The organism is Maribacter confluentis (genome assembly GCF_030505015.1).
Lineage (GTDB): Bacteria > Bacteroidota > Bacteroidia > Flavobacteriales > Flavobacteriaceae > Maribacter > Maribacter sedimenticola.
Genome location: NZ_JAUKUC010000013.1, coordinates 1 through 23,546, shown reverse-complemented (window position 1 = coordinate 23,546; position 23,546 = coordinate 1). Strand labels below are relative to the sequence as shown.

Here is a 23,546-nt window from a genome sequence, read left to right as displayed (position 1 = left end):
CCAACATCAAATTGAAATTGATTTTTTCATAATTATTTCTTTTAAATTGATTTAAATTATTGATAAAATAAAATTAAACTATAATAAATGACAATAATTTAATTTAAGAAAGAAATAATAAATATTTAACATTTCTAAAATGTATATGGTGATACGTTAATTTTAATGTTACCTAATTTATGTTAAGCCTACCATTGAGCAAAGGCAATAAAAAAGCCATTACAATATATGCAATGGCTTTTTTATCAAGTTAATTGATACAGCTATTAGCTTTAATTCCCTAGTGCTACTTCAATAATTTGTAAGGCTTCCTTAGCATTTGAAAGCTCCGCATACCTTTTGGCAGTAAACCCTTGGTTGCTAACAGCCTTGATATCCGCACCATTTTGAATTAGGAGTGATAGCACTTCTACTTTATTATACTTGCAGCGAACATAAGCGGAGTCATCCCCAAAGATTTTTGATTTACATCCTCGCCCATGGCAATCATTTTTTTCACCATTGCAATATCGCCCTGTATAACGGCTTTGCAAAAGGTATTTACTTCAACAACTCTTGTTAGATGTGTTGTTTCAGAAGTTGTTAATCTGTTGGATTCTTTGGCCATAGCATTGGCCCCCATGGCAAAAATTACCATAGCGATAGTTAACACTGTTTTTTTCATGATGATTGATTTTAATTGATGAATTGATTCTATAGAAAAGACGTCTACAATGAAAAAATGTTTCATGCTTTAACAGACTTATAACTAAACTTTAACAAAGACGGGGCATTTGACCCTTTATGACCACATATATTATTTAGGTTATAATAAATTTATTGAACCCCCTTAAAAATCTGTAAATATCACAAAAGACCAAAATTATAACTTGCCTGTTTGAAAATAGCGCCAGATCTAAAAAAGGCGGGTTTTCTAGTAGCTTAACTAAGTAGAACATAGTATTTTTGCCATCTAAACCTAAGTAAAGATGAACAAGAAAGTAATCTTAATGATATTGGACGGTTGGGGAAAATCTCCAGACCCTGCAGTATCTGCAGTAGATAAAGCAAACACTCCATTTATTGATAGTCTATATACCAATTATCCTAACTCCAATTTGTTGACCGACGGTATGAACGTTGGCTTACCGGAAGGACAAATGGGCAATAGCGAGGTTGGCCATATGAACTTGGGTGCAGGTAGAATTGTCTATCAGGATTTGGCCAAATAAACAAAGCTGTCAAAGAGAATACCCTTAAGGACGAGCAAGTTCTAAAAGATGCTTTTGAATATGCAAAGACGAACAATAAGAATGTACATTTCTTAGGTTTGGTAAGTGATGGTGGCGTACACAGTCATACCAACCATATTAAGGGCCTTATTAATGCAGGGTACGCTTCCGGGGTAAAAAACATGTATATACATGCATTTACCGATGGTAGGGATGTAGATCCAAAAAGTGGCAAAGGTTTTTTAGAGGATTTAGTACAATTTTCCGCAGATAAAAATACCCAATTGGCAACGGTCGTTGGAAGATATTATGCAATGGATCGTGACAAACGTTGGGAACGTGTAAAAGAAGCATATGATGTCATAGTAAATGCGGTAGGTGAAAAATCTACGGATATAGGCGCAAGTATTCAACGCAGTTACGATAATGAAATAACGGACGAGTTTATAAAACCAATCGTGATGACCACTACAGATGGTACACCCATAGCAAGTGTAATGGAAGACGATGTGGTCATATTTTTTAATTTTAGAACAGATAGGGGAAGAGAACTTACTCAAGTACTAAGCCAAGAAGATATGCATGAACTGAACATGCATAAATTAAAACTTTATTATGTAACCTTGACCAATTATGATGAATCGTTCATTGGGGTAAAAGTGGTCTACAACAAAGATAATATTGTTGAAACCCTTGGAGAAGTTTTATCCAAAGCTGGTAAAAAACAAATACGCATAGCGGAGACGGAGAAATATCCACATGTTACCTTTTTCTTTAATGGCGGAAGAGAAGTGCCCTTTGATGGAGAATCTCGCATATTATGCCCTTCCCCAAAAGTTGCTACCTATGATTTAAAGCCAGAAATGAGCGCTTATGAAATTAGGGACAAAATCATTCCTGAGCTACAGGAAGGTGAAGTAGACTTTTGTCTGCTTAAACTTTGCCAATCCAGATATGGTTGGACATACCGGTGTAATGGAAGCAGCCATAAAAGCTTGTGAAACCGTAGATGAATGTGCCAAAGATGTAATTACTACGGCATTAGCAAACGACTATACCGTATTGGTCATTGCAGATCATGGTAACTGTGAAACCATGATTAATGCGGACGGAAGTCCAAATACGGCCCACACCACAAACCCGTTCCTCTTATTTTGGTGGATAAGGATATTAAAAAAATAAATGATGGCGTATTGGGGGATATTGCTCCTACCATTTTAAAACTAATGGGTGTAGAAAAATCTAAATATATGACCCAACATTCATTGGTTTAGTATTTTAGGTTTTCCCATTTTATAGAACGTATGATTAAAATAAAAACAGCCGAAGAAATTGAATTGATGCGAGAGAGTGCATTGATTGTCTCCAAAACATTGGGTATGCTCGCAGCAGAAGTTAAACCTGGCGTCACTACCCTGCAATTAGACACATTAGCGGAAGCCTTTATCCGTGACCACGGCGCGGTACCCGGTTTTCTAGGCTTGTATGATTTTCCCAATTCGCTATGCATGAGCCCCAATGCACAGGTGGTACACGGAATTCCTAATGACAAACCATTGGTAGACGGGGATATTATTTCTATTGACTGTGGGGCGCTTAAAAATGATTTTTATGGCGACCATGCCTACACTTTTGAAGTTGGTGAGGTTTCTCCTGAAATTAAAAGATTATTAGAGGTTACCAAACAATCCCTGTATGTAGGTATTCGTGAATTTAAAGTAGGCAATAGAGTTGGGGACGTAGGTTATGCCATACAAAAATTCACTGAAGAACATGGCTATGGTGTGGTACGTGAACTTGTTGGTCACGGATTGGGCAGAAAAATGCACGAAGATCCAGAAATGCCAAATTATGGTAGGCGCGGAAGGGGCAAAAAATTTGTGGAAGGAATGACGGTCGCAATTGAACCTATGACCAATATGGGCACCAAACATATTAAACAATTAAAGGATGGCTGGACAATTTTAACAGCTGATGGTGAGCCCAGTGCACACTTTGAACATAATGTTGCCATCGTAAACGGTAAGCCAGAGCTACTTTCCACATTTAAATATATTTACGACGAATTAGGTATTGAAAGCAATGAAGAAGATGAATTTAGGGCATCTCCAATAGCAAATTAAACAAGGTAGATGAAGAAAATTTTTAAATTTTTTCTAAACCTTGTTCCCAGACCTGTACTGATATCATTAAGCTATTTGGTTAAACCTTTCTTTCAAATTTATTACCGTGGTAATTCCTATGAAGACCCTATAGACGGAAAGAAATTTCGTAGCTTTTTGCCTTATGGTTATGAACATCCCCGCGAAAATGTTTTATCACCTTCTACCCTATCCTTGGAACGTCATAGGTTACTTTGGTTATTTTTAAAAAACGATACAGACTTTTTCTCCGCTCCTTTACATGTCTTACATTTTGCCCCTGAACAAGCATTCTATAGGCGATTTAAAAAACTGAAAAACTTAAATTATGTTACTACAGACTTAAATTCCCCATTGGCAGATGTTAAAGCGGATATCTGCAATTTGCCATTCAATGACGATACCTTTGATGTTATTCTATGCAACCATGTACTTGAACATATTCCTGACGACACCAAGGCACTGAAAGAACTTTATAGGGTTATGAAACCAGGTGGCTGGGGAATATTCCAAGTACCACAGGAACTAGACCGTGAACGTACATTTGAAGATAATACCATTGTGGATAAGGTTGAACGTGCAAAAATATTTGGTCAATACGACCATGTACGTATTTATGGTAAAGATTACTTTAATAAGCTGAGAAGCGCTGGCTTTACGGTTACCGAAATAGCGTATACCAATGAACTATCGCCTGGGGAAATTGATAGATACAGGTTGGCAGAAGGCGAAATTATACCCTTTGTTCGTAAATGATCAGTGAACTACCACATCCTTGAAACCTTTGGTCAAAAATTCCTGTGTTTCGCCAAATTCATCGGAATAAATGATATAAGCCTCTAACGTTTCATTTTCCGCTACCAGTTTAAAAGCTTCATCCAATTCCATGGCCATAAAAGCGGTAGCATAAGCATCAGCAGTTGCACAATTATCTGCCAAAATAGTCACGGCCAATGTGTTGGAAATTTGAGTAAAACCTGTTTTAGGATTTACGGTATGAACATACTTTTTACCTGTTGAATTATCAATCCTAAATTTTCTATAATTACCAGATGAAGCCAATGCGCGATCGTTTAGATTAATGAGTATCTTGGCCTTTCTATCAACCATCATCTCTGGATCATCTATACCCACCACCCAAGATTTTCCTTTTAAGGTATTTTTACCTTTTGCCACTAGTTCACCACCAACCTCAATTAAATAATTTTGCACACCTTTGGCATCTAACATTGTTGCAAGTCGGTCTATGGAGTAGCCTTTAGCTATTGCATTAAAATCTATATATATGTTAGGTGCAGTTTTTTTCACGTAATTTTCAGCAGTCAAAGACACTTTATCAAAACCCACGTATTGTAAAAGACTATCCACTTTTGCACTATCCATAGTTATTTGGCGCTCTGGCCCAAAACCCCATGCATTTACCAAAGTACCAACAGTAGGGTCAAAAAATCCACGTGTATTCAAATGAATATCTTTTGCAAGCTTAAAAACTTCCTGAAACATGTGATCTACCACCAAAGTCGTATCCCCATTATTGATTTTTGAAATATCAGAATTTGGAATATAAGTGGACAATGATCGGTTGATAACCGTAAAAACGGAATCTATTTCATTTTGTACGTTGATTTTTTCATCGGATATAACAACTATATTATATGATGTTCCCAATGCACCTCCAGAATAATCACTTCTAAAATTGCCTTCTTTTTTACAGGATACCCCACAAACCGATATTATCAATATTACTAAAAGCCATTTTCTCATATCTCTACCAAACCATCAAAATCAACAATATATTCTTCGTTTAAGTATACCGGTAAATTATGGTCTGCCGCATTGACCAAACCTACACCTGCATAAAAAGTGGTAGCTTCAAATTTAAGCGCATGCTCTTTCATTTTCTTAAGGTCTGACATAAAAAAATCCATGTCCTTTGGATCAGCAGGATATTCTATAGCCTTGACCACCACAAAACGCATTTTTTTTTCCTTTATACATACAAATTGCGGGTTCTTACGCAGCTCACTGTTTACAGCCAAAAACTCAAAACCATCATCCTCTAACTGTTTGCCCACAATGTTCATGGCCAAATTATGTAATTCCTGTTCAGTTAAAACGTGCATTTCATTCTTTTTTACAAAAAAACCGATATAAAGTATATCGGTTATGTTATTTAAAATCAGATAGTTATAATCTATCCGCCAAAATCGTCAAATCGGATATGCTCATCTGGAATACCGAAATCTTCTCCCATTTTTTGAACGGCCTTGTTCATCAAGGGAGGACCACAGAAATACAACTCGATATCCTCAGGAGATTCATGGTGACTTAAATAGTTATCTATTACACAATTATGAATAAATCCTACAAAACCATCACCGGGAGCATCTATATTCTCTTTTACTTTCCAATTATCCTCTTCTAGAGGTTCGGATAATGCCAAGTAGAATTTAAAGTTTGGAAATTCCTCTTCCAATTTATAGAAGTGATCTAAATAGAACAATTCTCTCTTGGAACGACCACCATACCAGTATGTTACTTTTCTCTTTGTCTTTAAGGTTTTGAATAGATGATATAAATGAGAACGCATGGGCGCCATACCTGCACCACCACCTACGTACAACATTTCTGAATCTGATTCATTGATGAAGAATTCACCGTAAGGACCAGATATTGTACACTCATCACCAGGCTTCAAGTTAAAGATATAAGACGACGCAACACCAGGGTTAACATCCATCCAACCATTTTTAGCACGATCCCATGGCGGAGTAGCAATACGTACGTTCAACATAATTTCTCTACCCTCAGCAGGGAAAGAAGCCATTGAATAAGCTCTCTCAACAGTTTCCGGATTCTTCATTACCAAAGGCCAAAGATTGAACTTATCCCACTCAGCTTGAAACTTATCCGGAGTTTCATGTTCCTCTGGGTGCGCAGTAATATCGATATCAGCATACTTTACCTCACACTCAGGAATCTCAATTTGGATATAACCGCCAGCTTTATAGCCCATATCCTCAGGAATTTCGACTACAAATTCCTTAATAAAAGAAGCAACGTTATAATTACGCACCACTTTTGCAGGCCATTTCTTAATACCGAATACTTCTTCAGGAATGGTAATTTCCATGTCTTGCTTTACCTTGACCTGGCAAGCTAAACGTGCACCATGATTCAATTCTTTTTTGGAGAAATGAGGAGTTTCAGTAGGTAAGGCCTCACCACCACCAGATAAAACATGACACTCACATTGAATACATGTTCCGCCACCACCACAAGCGGAGGGTAAAAACACTTTTTGGTTCCCCAAAGTGGACAATAATGAACCACCAGAGGCCACTTCTATCTTCTTTTCCCCATTAATGGTTATGGTCACAGGACCAGAAGGAGATAATTTTTGTTTTGTAAACAGAAGTAATGCAACCAATACCATTAATAGTATTAGAAATGCGACAACGGTTATTAGTATAGTTCCGCCAGTACTTGCAGCTAAAATCATATTTATTTTTTTACGTCGTTATAAGAAATGACCTTTTCGTCAACTTCAGTTTTCTTTTCTACAATCTCTTCCTTAGGTTCAACAACCTCCAATTGTTGTACTTGGTTTACTTGTTCGGTAGCTTCTTCCGTCTCCTCGCCACCGCCAGTCAACATTCCCCCAAAACTTTGAAAACCGATTCCCATTAAACCGGTAATGATAAAAGTTATTCCAAGCCCTCTTAAAGGTGCAGGTACATTACTGTATCTGATTTTTTCTCGTATTGCCGCAATCGCCAAAATAGCCAAGAACCAACCTATACCGGAACTAACCCCGTAATTAAATGCCAAGCCCAATGTTTCAATTTCCCTAGCCTGCATAAATAGTGATCCGCCTAAAATTGCACAGTTTACCGCAATCAATGGCAAGAATATACCAAGTGAATTGTATAATGAAGGAGAAAATTTTTCTACCACAATTTCTACTAATTGTACCATAGTAGCTATGGTTGCTATAAATAAAATAAAGGATAGAAAGCTAAGGTTATATTCGGCATACTCTGGACCTAACCAAACCAATGCACCATCTTGTAACAAGTATTTATCCAACAACCAATTTAAAGGCACCGTAACCGCCAATACGAATATTACAGCAGCACCTAAACCAACCGCAGTAGCCACTTTTTTGGATACCGCCAAATAAGAACACATCCCTAAAAACACAGCAAATACCATGTTATCAATAAAGATGGACTTAAAAAATAATTCTACATGTTCTAACATAATTTCTACTTAAATGTCTGTTTAATTCTCTTCTACAAGTGCAGGATTCCTTGAACGCTGTACCCAGATTATAATACCTACTACAATTAAGGCGGCCGGAGGAATAATCATGAAACCATTGTTCTCATAACCAGTAGCATATAATCCGGTTTTGGATATAGGATCCCCAAGCACAGGAATACCAAACAGTGTTCCTGAACCTAAAAGCTCCCTAAAGAACCCAACTATAACCAGGATTACACCATAACCTAGAGAGTTACCTATACCATCTAAAAATGAACGCCATGGTCCGTTAGCCAAAGCAAATGCTTCAAAACGCCCCATGATTATACAGTTCGTAATAATAAGACCAACGAATACAGCTAACGTTTTACTCAACTCATAGGCAAAAGCTTTTAAGACCTGATCCACTATAATTACCAATGTTGCCACAACGATCAACTGAACGATGATTCTAATTTTTGACGGAATTATATTTCTCATTAAGGAGATAACTACGTTACCTGCTCCTAAAACGAACATTACCGAAATAGCCATTACCAATGACGCTTTTAATTCTGCCGTAATAGCCAAGGCAGAACATATACCTAATACCTGAATGGTGATAGGGTTATTATCCGCAAGCGGATCCGTAATTAGATTTGTATCTTTTTTTGAGAGTAGTGCCATATTACTTTGCTCTAATGGTTTCTAAATAAGGTTTGTATAATTTAACGGTTTCCCTGATCATTGCGGATACACCGTTACCTGTGATCGTAGCACCTGCCAAGGCGTCTACTTCATTATCGTCTTTGGTATTGTTTAAAGGGTCATTGTTTCCTTTGGCAACATCAATACCCGCATACTGGGTGCCTTTTAAAATGGTTTCCCCTTTAAAGTCATCCATAAAATAACGCATCTTGATATTAGCACCTAAACCGGGAGTCTCTCCTTTATGGTCAAAATAGACACCTTGAACGGTCATTGTATTATCTAATGCGATAAAGCCCCAAATAGCGTCCCAAAGCCCTTTACCGTACATAGGAATGATATAAAAATTCTTTCCATCCTTTTCTCCTATAAATACGGGCAACTTATAATCTTCGCCTTTTTTTATATTGGCCAATTGCTTTTTTAAATCAATTAAATATGCTTCATCATCTTGGGTAATCTGATCACCTTGGATCACCAATTGTTCCTTGATGTAACTTGCAAACTCATCCTCTACAACATCCGTAGGTATAAAATTAACACTACCTGCGTCATCTCCATTTTCATTTACGCCCATAGCGTAAAGAATGTTCTGCTGTTTTTCAAAACGCTCGTTCTCTTTGATATTTGGACGCAATGCCGATGCCAAAAAAGCTAGAATCGACCCTACGACCACAACCATAACGGCCGCAAAAATTACGGTATAACTGTTTTTATCTGTACTAATTGCCATAATTAAACTGTTTCAGCTTTAAGTTCTTCTGCTTTACCATCTGAATCCTTTGGATAGATCGTAGCATCTTTTAATCGGTTCATTCTTCTTTTAATATTACCCCGTACCACATAATGGTCTATAGTTGGTGCAAATACGTTCATTAATAAGATAGCCAAGAACACCCCTTCTGGATATGCTGGATTGAATACACGAATCATTACGGAAATAAACCCAATAAAGAAACCATAATACCATTTGCCCTTATTGGTCTGGGATCCCGTTACCGGATCAGTAGCCATATAGACAATTCCAAATGCTAGTCCACCAACAATGAGATGTTTCCAAAACTCAAAACTCATTAAACCATAAAATTTGCTAGACTCTGCAACCCATCCCAAATCTACTACCTGGTTAAAAATAAAGCCCATTACCAATGAACCAATTACGGCACTTACCATAATTCTCCAGCTGGCAATTTTGGTAAAAATCAAGAATAATCCACCCAAAAGAATAAGAAAAGCAGAGGTTTCACCTACAGAACCAGGAATAAAACCATAAAACATATCCGATACGGAATAGGACATTTCCGCTCCTTTATTCTGTGCCAGATATCCTAAAATTGTTTCTCCTGAAATAGCGTCCAAATTAGCACCGGCCAAAATTTCCTCCGATCGCTCACGTGCACCATGTACCCATACCTTATCACCACTCATCCATGTAGGGTAAGCAAAGAATAAAAAGGCCCTAATTGTCAATGCCGGATTCAAAATATTCATTCCGGTACCACCAAAAACCTCTTTACCGATTACCACACCGAATATTACGGCTACGGCCAACATCCATAACGGAGTATCTATAGGCACGATTAGAGGAACTAACATACCGGTAACCAAATACCCTTCCTCAACCTCATGACCCTTGATAACGGCAAATATAAATTCCACTATAAGACCTACACCATAGGAAACCACCACTAACGGCAATACTTTTATAATACCTATCCAAAAATTGTCCCAAGTAAGGAAATCGTTCATTAATGAAAAATCCGCAGGAAATCCATTTATGGCAGAGTAATGCTGATACCCGGCATTGAACATAGAAAATATCAACACCGGTATCAAAGCCATGATTACCGTGTTCATTGTTCGTTTTAAATCATCTGCCGCTTTTACGTGTGTACCACCTGCATGGGTAGTTTCATCCGGCGCAAACAAAAAAGTATGAAAAGCGTTGAAGGCAGGCGCCATCTTTTTACCCTGATACTTTAGTTTAAGTTCGTGTAATTTACTTTTTAAACTCATTTCTTATCCTATTTCTTTTTGCAATAAATCTAACCCCTCACGAATAATTTTTTGGTGTGGTTGTTTGGAAATACATATAAACTCCGTTAACGAAAAATCTTCTGGAGCCACTTCATATAAGCCCAACTGTTCCATCTCATCCAAATCCTTTACCATGCACGCTTTTAAAAGCTGCATAGGATAAATATCCAAAGGAAAAACCTCCTCATACTGGCCAGTTACCACAAACGCCCTGTGCTCACCATTGGTATTGGTCGTTAAATCATACTTTTTATTTGGCTGTAACCATGAAAACGTTAATGCCCTGGTAGCTGAAATTTTATTGAATACTGGCTTGTTCCATCCAAAAAACTCATAGTCATCACCCTCTGGTATTACGGTTACCGTATTATTATAAGTTCCTAAATAACCATCTGGCCTACTTTTGGAACCGGTTAACACATCACCATTGATTACACGAAAATTTTCTTCATTTACACCACTGGCATATAAAAAGGTAGAAATTTCCGCACCAATTTTGGTTTGATAATATTTAGGCACTTTAACCGAAGATCCCACAAGAGCAACAATACGTTCCGCATTATATTTTCCTGTAAGTAAATATTCGCCAATAATAACCAAATCTTGGGGAGATACCGTCCATACCAATTCCCCTTTGTTGATTGGGTCTATTCTATTGATCTGGGTACCGACCAAACCTGCCGGATGTGGACCGGATACTTTATGTAATTCCACCCCTTTTAAAGTTGACAAAGGAGAAGTTCCCTTAGCATCTACGGACACATGGACTTTACCCGGCGTCAATTTACCCAATGCGGTAATTGCTGCCTGCAATTCCTTTTCCTTGCCCTGCAGTACATAATTTACATTTGCCTGTAACGGGGCACTGGCATAGCCTGAAACAAAGATTGATTTTGGCGTAGTATCAGGATTAGCGATAACATCATAAGGACGTTGCTTAATGAACGGCCAGCATCCACCTTTTAACAATGAAGCTTTGATCTCTGCCTTAGACGCTTTTTCCACATCTAACACAGACCCTGTAATGGACTCCTGTGTTTTGTCTGCCAAGATTTTCAATGTCAAAATGCGTCTTCTATCCCCTCTTTCTATCTCAATAAGCTCACCACTTACTGGAGAAACAAAAAGCATTTCTTCTATATTCTTATTATAGAACAGCGGCTCACCGGCTTTGACTTCGGCACCTTGCTTTACCAACATCTTAGGGGTAATACCATGAAAATCACTAAGCTGAATTGCGTAAACATTACTTAGAACAGCTTTTGAAGTAGCTTGTTCCGCGGCGCCCACCAGGTTAATATTGAGCCCTTTTTTAATTCGTATGTCTTTGGACATTTGCGTGTAGACCTTTAGGTTAACAAAATTTGACGCAAATTTAAGTACAAAAACTTCGTTTTCATAATTATTACCCCATAATTTAGACAATACAACGAGCTATATTTTTTAGGTATCGTTTTTGTTTACCTTTACCACATAAAAAGCTATTAAATGCGTTATTTCGTTAAACTTATTATACTATTGGTATTTCTTCAAAACGCTGCCGCACAGGTCCAGGAAGAGGTAAATCCGCCAAACCATATTAAATCCATCATATTTAAAGGTCCAACGGACGATCAATTTCCCATAATAAAAATAGGCGAGCCTATTTACCTTGAATTTGATGATATACTGGCCAATGAACAGGACTATTATTATAAAATTACACATTGTGATTACGATTGGAACAAATCTGCACTTTTAAAATCCCAGTATCTTGATGGGGTGGACAATCAACGTATCATCAATTATGAAAACAGTTACACAACTTTAGAGACTTATAGCAATTATCAATTGACCATACCTAATGACAATGTACGGCTCAAGGTAAGCGGCAACTATCTAATTGAAATCTACAACAACAATTACGAACTACAGTTTTCAAGAAGATTTGTCGTCTATAAGGATTTGGTCAATGTGGGAGGCAGTATTAAACGTTCGCGCGATTTTAATTACTTGAACGAAAAGCAAGTGGTCCAGTTTACTATTCAGCCCAGTAGTTTACGTTTGGTGAACCCCAAAAAAGAGATCAAGGTAGCCATTCTACAAAATTATTACTGGCCTACAGCCATATATGACATATCTCCACAATACACCATTGGCAGTGAACTTGTTTATAAATACGACCAAGAAACTGCATTTTATGGTGGTAACGAATATTTACTGTTCGATACGAGCGACCTTAGAGCGCCTAGTTCCCAAATATCCAGTATAGAACTTTCTGACCTGTACAACCATTACCTATTTGCGGATAGCCCAAGGAACGACCAGTCATACACCTATTTTCCCGATATTAACGGAGATTTCGTTATCCGAACATTACAAGGTGACGATGCTTCTAGGGAAGCTGAGTATTCCTTGGTTCATTTTAGCCTGCCTTATACCGAATATATAGCATTGGACGATGTATACGTTTTTGGAAAATATAATAATTATGCATTGACTGATGAAAACAAAATGATCTACAACGAGAATACGGGCATGATGGAAGCAACTATTAAAATGAAGCAAGGATTCTACAATTATAAATATGTATTAAAAAACAATAAGGGTATAGATTTGAACGCCGTAGACGGAAATTTCCACTTTACCGAAAATAATTATGTTATTTTGGTTTATTACAGAAATTTTGGAGATATGTACGACAGTATTATTGGCGTAGGATCCGCCAATTCAAGAAATATAACCAACTAATGTATCTTTACGTTTTTCATCGCTTATGAAAAACCCACCAACCACCAGAACAACCGGCAGATACAAATTGCAATATAGAGGCGTTGAATGCCTTAATTGTGGTCATCCCTTAGACCTTAGCGATAAATACTGCCCAAATTGTTCCCAAGCAAACAGCACTAAAAAACTTTCACTTTTAGATTTTTTTGAAGAGTATTTTACCAATATCCTTTCTTATGACTCCAAAATCCTACAAACGCTTACCGCGCTTCTTTTAAGGCCAGGAAAAATAACGAGGGACTATATTGCGGGTAAACGCCTTTCTTACACCAATCCTTTTAGATTTTTACTAAGCCTGGCCATAATTTATTTTCTATTGATCAGTATTAGCGGTGAATTTGAAAATTTGAACAAATTTGGGTTGGAAAACAAGGAATCCATCTTCAATTTCCAAAAGCAGATCAATAACATAGAATTTGATTCTGAAGAAGAAAAGAAACAAGCATTGGCCGCTATAGACTCGTTGAAAAAACAACAGTACATTGGCAATAAAATCAATAATAAAGATTCCATAATCCTTTCCAACCCAGTTCTTTATTTTAAAAATATAAATAACGATGGGGTTACTGAAAGATTTTTTAACAAGATACAGTTCTTCAATGCCGCTATTAAAAATGATACGATATTTAGTTTCACGGAAAGTGTAGCCAAATACAATCTGGCCAACTCTACCGAGAATGAAATGGCATACAACCTATCCAACAGTTTGGTGGAAATAGAAAAAAGACCGGGTACTTTCGTAAATACCTTAATTTCAAAATCACCCTTTGCCACATTCTTCTTTCTACCTTTCTTTTCTTTGTTCATATGGTTGGCCTACATCAGAAAAAAACACACTTATACCGATCATTTAATCTTTAGTTTTCACAATCAATCGTTATTATTTATCTTGCTCATTGTTAGCTATTTGGTAAATGCCATTTTCAACTTTAGCAGTGAGGGTATTTTTATAATGATTTTCGCCCTCTATCTGTACAAGGCAATGCGAAATTTCTATCAACAAGGACGATTTAAAACGATTATAAAATATGTATTCCTGAATTCTGTTTTTATAATTTTAGGAATCATTGCAATAACAATTTTAATAGCTGCTAGCGTATTTACATATTAAGTATGATCACACAGGTAACCAAGGGCATAAAAATATCGGTTCAGACCAGTTTTGAAGGTACGTTCTTTAAAAACTACAAAATGCATTATGCATTTGGGTATACCATATGCATTGAAAACCAAAGTAAGGATGCAGTACAGCTCACATCTCGCCATTGGAAAATATATGATTCCCTAAATGATATGGAAACATTGGATGGTGAAGGCGTTATAGGAAAAAAACCTGTTATCCAACCAGGAGAATCACATACCTATAATTCCGGTTGCTTATTGACTTCACCTATCGGTGCCATGAAAGGTCACTACAACATGTCCAATTTTAACACCTCAGAAAAATTTAGGGTTTACATTCCCACATTTAAGTTTAGTGCCCCATTTGCCCTGAACTAACACTTTTTTAAACTACTTATTAGTTTTAAGTCCAACACCGTTTTAGTACCTTTGGTCAACTTTTTAATTTAAAAAATTTGACAATGGGAAAAGGTTTTTTTCAAGTTCCAAAAGCTATTAACGAACCAATTAAAAGCTACGCTCCAGGCAGTCCTGAAAGGGCATTGGTTCTGGAACAATATAAAGCATATTATAATGACCAAATAGATATACCTATGTATATAGGTCCTGATGAAGTGCGTACTGGAAATACAAAACCTATGTCACCACCTCACGACCATCAGCATATAGTTGGCACCTACCATACGGCTACAAAAAAGAATATTCAAGATGCCATTGACAATTGCCTTACCGCTAGGGAGGAATGGGCCCGTGTAAGTTGGGAACAACGTGCCTCTATATTCTTAAAAGCGGCCGATTTGATCGCAGGTCCTTACCGTTCAAAGATCAATGCGGCTACAATGATCGCCCAGTCAAAAAATATACACCAAGCTGAAATAGATGCTGCTTGTGAACTAATTGATTTTTTAAGGTTCAACGTGGAATACATGTCCCAAATCTATGCTGAGCAACCCGCATCAGCTGCAGGAATTTGGAACAGAGTGGAATATAGACCACTTGAAGGCTTTGTATACGCAATTACACCTTTTAACTTTACCGCAATTGCCGGTAACTTACCAGCAAGTGCTGCCCTAATGGGCAATGTTGTGGTTTGGAAACCTAGCGATAGTCAGATATTTTCAGCAAAGGTTATCGTGGATATCTTTAAAGAGGCCGGTATACCGGACGGGGTAATCAATGTGGTATATGGAGACCCGGTAATGATTACGGATACCGTACTGGCAAGTCCAGATTTTGCGGGAATTCACTTTACTGGCTCCACCCATGTATTTAAATCATTGTGGAAACAAATTGGAACCAATATAGATACCTACAAAACCTATCCAAGAATTGTTGGGGAGACCGGTGGCAAGGATTTTATTTTAGCACACCCTACAGCAAACACCAAACAAGTTGCTACGGCAATATCCAGGGGGGCATTTGAATTCCAAGGTCAAAAATGTAGTGCGGCGTCTAGGGTTTATCTTCCCAAATCCACATCTAAGCAAATTTTGGACTTGGTTAAAGCGGATATCGATTCTTTCAACAAACCTGGTTCTCCAGAAGATATGTCCAACTTTATAACAGCAGTTATCCACGAAGGCTCTTTTGATAAATTGGCCAAATATATTGACCAGGCCAAAAAAGATACCCAAGCAGAAATTGTTGCCGGAGGTAATTATGATAAAACAAAAGGTTATTTCATTGAACCTACCGTGATCGTAACTACTGACCCAAAATACACAACTATGGAAACGGAACTTTTTGGCCCTGTAGTTACCGTATATATCTATGATGATGCAGAATGGAGCAAAACCCTTGAATTGATAGACACAACATCTGAATATGCTTTGACAGGCGCAGTACTTTCAAAGGATAGATATGCTATTGAAGAGGCTACCAAGGCGTTACAGAATTGCGCAGGTAATTTCTATATTAATGACAAACCTACCGGAGCCGTAGTTGGCCAGCAACCGTTTGGTGGCGCAAGAGCATCCGGAACAAACGATAAGGCTGGGTCCGCACAAAACTTATTGCGCTGGGTTTCCCCAAGGTTAATAAAAGAGACCTTTGTCACCCCAGAAAATTATAGATATCCCTTTTTAGGGTAATTTTTAAAAAAGGCCGAAATTGAATTCGGCCTTTTTTATTGAAAATCTAAAAATAAAGAGGTACATTGAAGAATTAATCAATTTCTTATTTCTCACTTAACACACTAATTATGAAAAAGTTACTATTGTTACTTGCAGTATGCTGCTCCTGTATTTCATATGCACAGGATGAACTGGCACAAAACACCATTAAGGCGGTTTTAGCCGGTAACCAATCTCAAGTTATACAACTTGCTGAAGCTTTCCCTGACGATAAATATGATTGGCGACCTACGGAAGGGGTCAATTCGGTTGGCGAGGCTTTATTACATGTAGCGGGCGGAAATTATTTTCTAGCCTCTAAACTGGGTTTTGCTCCCCCAGAAGATGTCGATGTAATGAACTTGGGCAAAATAACCGGTAAGGAAAATATTATAGCGGCATTAAAAAAATCCAATGATTTTGTCCTTGAAAAGATTACTATGGTAGAGGACGGACAATTAAACGATGAAGTGGATTTTGGGTTTATGAAAGCAAATAAATTAGGCGGACTTCTTGCGATTATGGAACATAATGGCGAACATAAAGGACAACTAATAGCTTATGCCAGATCAAACGATATTGTTCCACCTTGGAGCAAATAACATCAAAAAGTATTAAGTAATTCTAGCCTTTAATCATTCATTGATTGAAGGCTTTTTCTTTTGCAAAACTATTTATCTTTCATGGAACCTTCCAAAAAACTGTTTTTACAACAAAGCCAATTGCCCTACATACTGCTTGCTCTTATAAGGACTACAACCTAAAATACATCACTGTAGATAATTTTTAAATGCAATGGTTAATTGAAAAAAAAAATTCTTTAATATTTCTATCAATTCCAATTTTTTACCATGCTACGGATTTTATATGAACAAAAATCATAATAGGTGAATAGTTTAAAACGGCGAAGGTCTATTTATAAATAAGCACAATAACGATAAACACAATATCAATGTAAATTTAACGTTAATTAATTGTAAATTACAAGTAAATTTACGAAATTCAAGTTCACCTTAAATTTAGTCTGCTATGAAAACTTCAACAAAGATTGTCAAAAAAGCTAGTTTCCATATTGCAACTTGGAACGCTGTAAAACTATTCGTTCAAAAATACAGAAGAGCTTACTACCAAGCCTTTAGCCTGTAAATATTTAAACACAATGTATACTACCTCTTAAATTTTAAGGGGAGATACACCATTTTTTTAGTTTCAAAAAAATCTTCCTTGAAATAATCCGCCAAATCATAAATTTTGGCCGTCTTGTAATCCTTAAGTTCCTCTATCAAATCCCCTCCCTTTAAATACAGTATTCCATTACGGATTTCATGTTCGGACTCTTTTTTTATTTTTCCTTTGACCCAATGTACAAAGGTGGGCATAGCGGCAACCGCCCTACTCACAATAAAATCAAATTGCCCAGGTATTTCCTCTACACGCTTATTAACGGTAGTAACATTGGTCAACTGCAAACCTTCAACAACCTCATTGACCACCTTTATTTTTTTTCCTATGGAATCTACCAAGGTAAAATGAACTTCAGGAAATAAAATGGCCAAAGGTATACCAGGAAAACCACCTCCGGTACCCACATCCAATATTAAAGCTCCATTATTGAACGAAGTGAATTTTGCAATAGCCAAAGAATGTAAGACATGTCTAAGATATAATTCATCGATATCTTTTCTGGATACCACGTTAATCTTTTGATTCCAATCCTTATATAATTCTTCTAACTTCTTAAATTGATCTTTTTGGTTTTCCGATAAATTGGGAAAATATTCAAATATGGTTTCAACAGTCATCCGTATCTTTGTAAATAGATTTTATTAGTATATTCACTTTTGCAAAGATTTCGCTTTTAATTAAGCTATCAAACTATTATACATTCATTTAAGTTATAAAAAATTAATATTACCCCATTATGGAACAAAAAACCATACGTTTTTCAAGAACGGATTCTGCAAAGTTCTTCAAGACCTTGAACAGCAGAGTAAACGATTATTTTAAAACCAATAAGTTGAAAAAAACAGGAAACTGGAAATTACACCTTAAAACGGTAGTAATGTTCACCCTTTTCCTTGCTCCCTATTTTTTAATATTGACATTAGGCTTGCCCACTTGGGCCAATTTACTTTTAACAATAGTAATGGGAATTGGTATGGCAGGTGTGGGCATGAACGTAATGCACGATGGCAACCATGGTGCATACTCCAATAAAAAATGGGTAAACAAACTAATGGGCAGCAGTATTTACATATTGGCCGGCAATGTATACAATTGGCAAGTACAGCATAATGTATTACACCATACCTATACCAATATCCATGAACATGATGAGGATATGGAAGCTGGTAGAATATTACGTTTTTCCAAACATGCCGAATGGAAAAAACACCATAGATTTCAACATTTTTACTCTGTTTTCCTATACGGCCTATTGACCTTCAATTGGGCCATTACTACAGATTTTCAGCAAATGTACCGATATATGAAACGTAAATTATCATATGGAAAACTACCGAGCGCCACATTAAATTGGAGTACATTGATCATTACCAAAATTTTATACATTACTATTTGGATCGTTATTCCCATGCTAATATTGGATATTGCTTGGTGGAAAATATTGATCGGCTTTTTTCTAATGCATTATGTAGCGGGTGTTATCCTTAGTGTCGTTTTTCAACTTGCACATATTGTAGATGATGCGGACACTCCGTTACCAGATCAATCCGGAACAATGAAAAACACTTGGGCCATTCACCAATTGTTTACTACGGTCAATTTTGGAACTAAGAACAAGATCGTAAACTGGTTTACCGGTGGCCTGAACCATCAAGTAGAGCACCATATCTTTCCAAATATCAGTCATGTACATTACACAAAAATTTCCAAAATTGTGAAACAGACCGCACAGGAGTTTAATTTGCCATACCACGAGTATAAAACTACCAGAAAAGCTATAATTTCGCACTTTAAACATTTAAAGGAATTAGGCAAGGAGCCTTCATTACAATATTAGAAATTTAAAGTACCTATGAGCAATCAACTTTCGGATAGGATTAACAGTGTTACACCGTCAGCTACTTTAGAAATGGCTGCAAAGGCCCGTGAATTAAGAGCCGCTGGAAAAGATATTATTGGCTTAAGTTTAGGCGAACCGGATTTTAATACTCCTGATTATATTAAGGAGGCGGCTATAAAGGCCATCAACGACAACTACAACTCATACTCTCCAGTAGATGGGTATGTAGATTTAAAAAAGGCAATTATCACTAAATTCAAAAGAGATAATAACCTTACTTATGACCCTGCACAAATTGTTGTATCCGCAGGTGCAAAACAATCATTGTACAATGTAGCCCAGGTAATCTTGAACCCTGGTGACGAAGTTATTTTACCTTGTCCATATTGGGTAAGTTATAGTGATATTGTAAAACTGGCAGATGGGGTCCCCGTGGAAGTTCCTACAACCTTGGAGAACGATTTTAAGATGACCGCACAGCAGTTGGAAGCGGCCATAACGCCTAAAACCAGGATGCTTTGGTATAGCTCACCTTGTAATCCTAGCGGCTCTATATATAGTAAAGAGGAGTTACGTGCCTTGGCCGATGTGTTACAAAAACACCCGCAAATCATTGTGGTAAGTGATGAAATTTACGAACATATTAATTATGGTGTCACAAAACATGCTTCTATGGCAGAGTTTGAGGACATGTACGATCGCACTATAACGGTAAATGGTGTTGCAAAGGCATTTGCTATGACCGGATGGCGAATAGGATATATTGGTGCACCAGCATATATTGCCAGAGCTACCAACAAACTACAGGGCCAAGTTACCAGTGGATCAAACTGTATTGCACAACGTGCGGTAATTACAGCATTGGAAGAATCTCCAGACCGTATTCAGTATATGGTAGATGAGTTCAAGGAACGTCGCAAATTAATATTGGACCTATTGAACGATATTGAAGGTTTTAAATGCAATGAGCCTGAAGGGGCGTTCTATGTATACCCAGATGTAACTTCCTTTTTGGCAAGACATTCAATAGTACAACAATAAATAACGCTTCTGATTTTTCCATGTATATTTTAGAGGCTGCCAATGTTGCCACCGTTACAGGCGATGCATTTGGTAATGGAAATTGTATTCGTATATCATACGCTGCCTCAGTAAAAGACCCCTGCCCTATTTGGTGGGTTTACCCTAGTGCGCAGCTACAGCCGTTGGACATTATTACCATACCGGCACCATCAGAACTATTTATTACCATAATACATCCACAAATAGAAATTAAGACATCTGATTCCAGAAAAATCTTGAAAACAACAATTTCAATGGAAACAGGAATAAAACAATGGGGAAATGTTGGAGGTCTAATTGCAGGACTTTTTAAGGAGGACTACGCCTTATCGGCAGATCTTTGGAAGATCATATTGTTGAACCCATACGTTCCATACTCATCCCCGGATTTGACGAGGTCAAAAAAACAGCTTTAATCTGCCGGTGCCCTTGGCTCTGGAATTTCTGGGTCGGGACCATCCATATTTGCCTTTAGTAAAGGAAAAGAAACCGCCATCAAAGTCGGTAATGCCATGAAGTTGGTATATGAAAATTGGCATTGCCTATGAGATCCATGTATCCAAAATTAATACGGACGGCGTACGTCCCTTTAAAAATCTCACATTTTTATAACCTAAAAAATAGTCATCTTGAAATTCTATAGTTTAAATGGCAAAGCGCCAGTTGTATCATTTGATGTTGCCGTAGTCAACGGTATTGCCCCGGACAAAGGATTATATTTCCCAAACAGATAAATTCCTTACCTAAGTCGTTTTTTGAGACTATTGAAAATTTATCCAATGAAGACATCGCCTTTACCGCCATTCGTCAATTCGTAGAAGAAACCATACCTGATGATATTCTTAGAGGTATTTTAAAAGAAGTGTTGGACTTTGATTTCCCTGTAGTCGATATAACTCCAAATATTGGCACCTTAGAACTTTTCCATGGCCCCACCATGGCCTTTAAAGATGTTGGCGCAAGATTTATGGCTCAATGCCTTGGTTAATTTTTCACGGTCCCATAAACAAGAGGTTACCGTATTGGTCGCTACTTCCGGTGATACGGGAGGTGCAGTTGCCAATGGCTTTTTAGGCGTAGATGGAGTAAACGTGGTCATACTTTACCCAAGTGGAAAAGTCAGTGATATTCAAGAACGACAATTGACCACCTTAGGACAAAATATTACTGCCTTAGAGGTAGACGGCACTTTTGATGATTGCCAAGCAATGGTAAAAAATCATTCTTGGACAAGGATTTGCTACAACATCTAAAATTAACATCGGCAAACTCTATCAATGTTGCCAGATGGCTTCCCCAACTATTTTATTTTTATTTGCGTACAAGCAGCGAAATCCAAAGGAAAGGACATTGTATTTTCTGTACCTTCTGGAAATTTTGGTAATATTTGTGCTGGTTTCGTGGCTCAACGTTTAGGAATGCCGGTTAAACATTTTATAGCCGCCACCAATGTAAACGATACCGTACCCCAATATATGATGACAAAGGAATATAGTCCAAAACCATCTACCGCTACCATATCAAATGCAATGGATGTTGGCGACCCAAGTAATTTCATCCGTATTCGTCATTTATTCCAAGATAATTATGAAACATTAAAGGATAACTTATCCTCCTACTCCTTAATGATGTGCAAACCAAGCAAGCTTTGAAAGAAATATATGCTATTAACGGGTATATTGCCGACCCTCATGGTGCCGTAGGTTATTTAGGCTTAAGGAAATACCAAGAGCAACACCCAAATGTATATGGTATATTCCTGAAACCGCACACCCTGTAAAGTTTCTGGATGTCGTTGAGGATACCCTAACGGAAAAACTGGAAATTCTAGCCAGATATTACGGGTTATGGGCAAGAACAAAGCATCTATTAAAATTGCCACTTACCAAGATTTAAAGCAGTATTTGAAAAATCATAAGCTAAAATTGTAGTTGACAATATTTTCCTAAATAGCTAATTTGTCAGAATTGCTTCTATTTATTTTCGATAAATTTGTAAGGTCGATAAATATAGAAGATGAAAAATACAGCACTTACTACAACACATGAATTGCTAGGGGCAAAAATGGGTTCCTTTTGCCGGATACAATATGCCAGTTTCGTACGAAGGGGTAAATGCCGAACACGAAACGGTACGGAACGGTGTTGGGGTTTTTGATGTTTCGCACATGGGAGAATTTTAATATCCGGTCCCAATGCATTGGACCTTATACAGCGTGTAACTTCCAACGATGCTTCAAAATTAACCATAGGAAGGGCACAATATAGCTGCATGCCCAATGAAACGGGTGGTATTGTAGATGATCTTATTGTTTATCGCATAAAGGATGATCAATATCTATTGGTCGTTAACGCTTCCAATATTGATAAGGATTGGGCACATATTGCTGCTTATAACAAGGAATTCAATGCAGATATGCGCAATATTTCTGAAGATTACTCCCTTCTTGGCCATACAAGGTCCAAAAGCAGTTGAAGCTATGCAATCACTTACTTCCATTGACTTATCTACTATAAAAATTTTATCATTTTGAGGTGGCTGATTTTGCCGGTATAGACCATGTTATTATTTCTGCAACGGGCTATACAGGCTCCGGTGGATTTGAAATTTATTGTAAGAACGAGGAGGTAAAACAAATTTGGGACAAGGTTTTTGAAGCGGGAGCCGAATTTGGAATAAAGCCGATCGGATTGGCCGCTAGGGACACCTTACGTTTGGAAATGGGGTATTGCCTATATGGAAATGATATTGATGATACAACTTCCCCATTTGAAGCAGGCTTGGGCTGGATCACTAAATTCACTAAGGATTTCGTCAATTCAGAGGCTCTGGAAAAAGAAAAGAAACACGGCCCGGAACGAAAATTGGTCGCTTTTGAATTGGATGAACGAGGTATACCAAGACATGGGTACGATATTGTAGATGGAAATGGAAAAACTATTGGTACCGTAACCTCCGGTACAATGTCCCCTTCTATGGGAACTGGTATAGTTTAGGTTACGTACCTACGGTATTTTCAGCATACGGTAGCAAAATCCAAATCCAAATCCGAAAGAAGGCCATTCCTGCAACAGTGGTCAAATTGCCATTTTACAAAGCCAAATGATCGATTTTT

19 protein-coding genes and 5 pseudogenes are annotated in these 23,546 nt (G+C 37.4%); 13 read left to right on the top strand and 11 right to left on the bottom strand.

Features of this window, described 5'->3' with window-relative positions; all coding sequences use genetic code 11:
* Window positions 1-272 precede the first annotated feature (272 nt).
* Both Q2T41_RS20540 and Q2T41_RS20535 read right to left on the bottom strand, forming a co-directional pair.
* Window positions 273-407: a hypothetical protein gene (locus tag Q2T41_RS20540; protein ID WP_304437554.1), complete on the bottom strand. Its 135-nt coding sequence runs from the start codon at window positions 405-407 to the stop codon at window positions 273-275.
* A gap of 2 nt (window positions 408-409) precedes the next feature.
* On the bottom strand, window positions 410-730 hold the full coding sequence (locus Q2T41_RS20535) for a hypothetical protein (RefSeq protein WP_304437553.1): 321 nt from the start codon (window positions 728-730) through the stop codon (window positions 410-412).
* A gap of 238 nt (window positions 731-968) precedes the next feature.
* On the opposite strand from Q2T41_RS20535, the pseudogene gpmI reads away from it, so the two are divergent.
* The 3 genes and pseudogenes from gpmI to Q2T41_RS20520 all read left to right on the top strand — a co-directional run bounded on the left by gpmI (window position 969) and on the right by Q2T41_RS20520 (window position 4,108).
* Window positions 969-2,485, top strand: a pseudogene (gene gpmI / locus Q2T41_RS20530) (2,3-bisphosphoglycerate-independent phosphoglycerate mutase).
* Window positions 2,486-2,515: 30 nt separating this feature from the next.
* Complete coding sequence (gene map, locus Q2T41_RS20525; RefSeq protein ID WP_304435133.1) at window positions 2,516-3,334, top strand: type I methionyl aminopeptidase; 819 nt, start codon at window positions 2,516-2,518, stop codon at window positions 3,332-3,334.
* Window positions 3,335-3,343: 9 nt separating this feature from the next.
* Window positions 3,344-4,108 (top strand): class I SAM-dependent methyltransferase, encoded by a 765-nt coding sequence (locus Q2T41_RS20520; RefSeq protein WP_304435134.1) that lies wholly within the window; start codon window positions 3,344-3,346, stop codon window positions 4,106-4,108.
* Here Q2T41_RS20520 and Q2T41_RS20515 read toward each other — a convergent pair whose 3' ends face one another.
* The 8 genes from Q2T41_RS20515 to Q2T41_RS20480 form a co-directional block, all read right to left on the bottom strand.
* Complete coding sequence (locus Q2T41_RS20515; protein ID WP_304435135.1) at window positions 4,109-5,116, bottom strand: FAD:protein FMN transferase; 1,008 nt, start codon at window positions 5,114-5,116, stop codon at window positions 4,109-4,111.
* Window positions 5,113-5,475: a DUF8840 domain-containing protein gene (locus Q2T41_RS20510; protein ID WP_304435136.1), complete on the bottom strand. Its 363-nt coding sequence runs from the start codon at window positions 5,473-5,475 to the stop codon at window positions 5,113-5,115. The genes Q2T41_RS20515 and Q2T41_RS20510 overlap by 4 nt, the downstream gene beginning before the upstream one ends.
* 71 nt (window positions 5,476-5,546) lie before the next feature.
* Window positions 5,547-6,854 (bottom strand): NADH:ubiquinone reductase (Na(+)-transporting) subunit F, encoded by a 1,308-nt coding sequence (gene nqrF / locus Q2T41_RS20505; RefSeq protein WP_089262247.1) that lies wholly within the window; start codon window positions 6,852-6,854, stop codon window positions 5,547-5,549.
* A 2-nt stretch (window positions 6,855-6,856) separates the two neighbouring features.
* Window positions 6,857-7,615 carry an NADH:ubiquinone reductase (Na(+)-transporting) subunit E gene (nqrE, locus tag Q2T41_RS20500; protein WP_089262249.1) on the bottom strand — a complete coding sequence of 253 codons (759 nt, stop codon included), beginning with the start codon at window positions 7,613-7,615 and terminating at the stop codon, window positions 6,857-6,859.
* A gap of 21 nt (window positions 7,616-7,636) precedes the next feature.
* Complete coding sequence (locus Q2T41_RS20495) at window positions 7,637-8,284, bottom strand: NADH:ubiquinone reductase (Na(+)-transporting) subunit D (RefSeq protein ID WP_304435137.1); 648 nt, start codon at window positions 8,282-8,284, stop codon at window positions 7,637-7,639.
* A 1-nt stretch (window position 8,285) separates the two neighbouring features.
* Window positions 8,286-9,038 carry a Na(+)-translocating NADH-quinone reductase subunit C gene (locus tag Q2T41_RS20490; protein WP_304435138.1) on the bottom strand — a complete coding sequence of 251 codons (753 nt, stop codon included), beginning with the start codon at window positions 9,036-9,038 and terminating at the stop codon, window positions 8,286-8,288.
* A gap of 2 nt (window positions 9,039-9,040) precedes the next feature.
* Window positions 9,041-10,321, bottom strand: a complete 1,281-nt coding sequence (locus Q2T41_RS20485) for an NADH:ubiquinone reductase (Na(+)-transporting) subunit B (RefSeq protein WP_144801769.1) — start codon at window positions 10,319-10,321, stop codon at window positions 9,041-9,043.
* 3 nt (window positions 10,322-10,324) lie between these two features.
* Complete coding sequence (locus Q2T41_RS20480; protein ID WP_304437403.1) at window positions 10,325-11,677, bottom strand: Na(+)-translocating NADH-quinone reductase subunit A; 1,353 nt, start codon at window positions 11,675-11,677, stop codon at window positions 10,325-10,327.
* Window positions 11,678-11,830: 153 nt separating this feature from the next.
* Between Q2T41_RS20480 and Q2T41_RS20475 the strand changes: the two genes are divergently transcribed.
* From Q2T41_RS20475 to Q2T41_RS20455, 5 genes are all read left to right on the top strand, one after another.
* Window positions 11,831-13,072: a type IX secretion system plug protein gene (locus Q2T41_RS20475; RefSeq protein ID WP_304435139.1), complete on the top strand. Its 1,242-nt coding sequence runs from the start codon at window positions 11,831-11,833 to the stop codon at window positions 13,070-13,072.
* Between the two features lie 25 nt (window positions 13,073-13,097).
* Window positions 13,098-14,222 (top strand): DUF3667 domain-containing protein, encoded by a 1,125-nt coding sequence (locus Q2T41_RS20470; protein WP_304435140.1) that lies wholly within the window; start codon window positions 13,098-13,100, stop codon window positions 14,220-14,222.
* Between the two features lie 2 nt (window positions 14,223-14,224).
* A complete protein-coding gene (gene apaG, locus Q2T41_RS20465) occupies window positions 14,225-14,611 on the top strand; it encodes a Co2+/Mg2+ efflux facilitator ApaG/CorD (protein ID WP_089262263.1) in 387 nt (128 codons plus the stop codon).
* Window positions 14,612-14,694: 83 nt separating this feature from the next.
* Window positions 14,695-16,323: an L-glutamate gamma-semialdehyde dehydrogenase gene (gene pruA, locus Q2T41_RS20460; protein WP_304435141.1), complete on the top strand. Its 1,629-nt coding sequence runs from the start codon at window positions 14,695-14,697 to the stop codon at window positions 16,321-16,323.
* Window positions 16,324-16,433: 110 nt separating this feature from the next.
* The gene (locus Q2T41_RS20455; protein ID WP_304435142.1) at window positions 16,434-16,946 is read left to right on the top strand and encodes a DinB family protein; all 513 of its coding nucleotides are present in this window, start codon (window positions 16,434-16,436) and stop codon (window positions 16,944-16,946) included.
* Between the two features lie 564 nt (window positions 16,947-17,510).
* On the opposite strand, the gene rsmG is transcribed toward Q2T41_RS20455, so the two are convergent.
* Window positions 17,511-18,146 carry a 16S rRNA (guanine(527)-N(7))-methyltransferase RsmG gene (rsmG, locus tag Q2T41_RS20450; RefSeq protein ID WP_304435143.1) on the bottom strand — a complete coding sequence of 212 codons (636 nt, stop codon included), beginning with the start codon at window positions 18,144-18,146 and terminating at the stop codon, window positions 17,511-17,513.
* Between the two features lie 119 nt (window positions 18,147-18,265).
* Between rsmG and Q2T41_RS20445 the strand changes: the two genes are divergently transcribed.
* The 5 genes and pseudogenes from Q2T41_RS20445 to gcvT all read left to right on the top strand — a co-directional run bounded on the left by Q2T41_RS20445 (window position 18,266) and on the right by gcvT (window position 23,537).
* The gene (locus tag Q2T41_RS20445) at window positions 18,266-19,366 is read left to right on the top strand and encodes a fatty acid desaturase family protein (protein ID WP_089262271.1); all 1,101 of its coding nucleotides are present in this window, start codon (window positions 18,266-18,268) and stop codon (window positions 19,364-19,366) included.
* A 15-nt stretch (window positions 19,367-19,381) separates the two neighbouring features.
* Window positions 19,382-20,520 (top strand): annotated as a pseudogene (locus Q2T41_RS20440) (pyridoxal phosphate-dependent aminotransferase); the annotation flags it as partial.
* Window positions 20,521-20,530: 10 nt separating this feature from the next.
* Window positions 20,531-21,043 (top strand): annotated as a pseudogene (locus Q2T41_RS20435) (homoserine kinase); the annotation flags it as partial.
* 17 nt (window positions 21,044-21,060) lie between these two features.
* Window positions 21,061-22,362, top strand: a pseudogene (thrC, locus tag Q2T41_RS20430) (threonine synthase).
* 85 nt (window positions 22,363-22,447) lie between these two features.
* Window positions 22,448-23,537 (top strand): annotated as a pseudogene (gcvT, locus tag Q2T41_RS20425) (glycine cleavage system aminomethyltransferase GcvT).
* Window positions 23,538-23,546 lie beyond the last annotated feature (9 nt).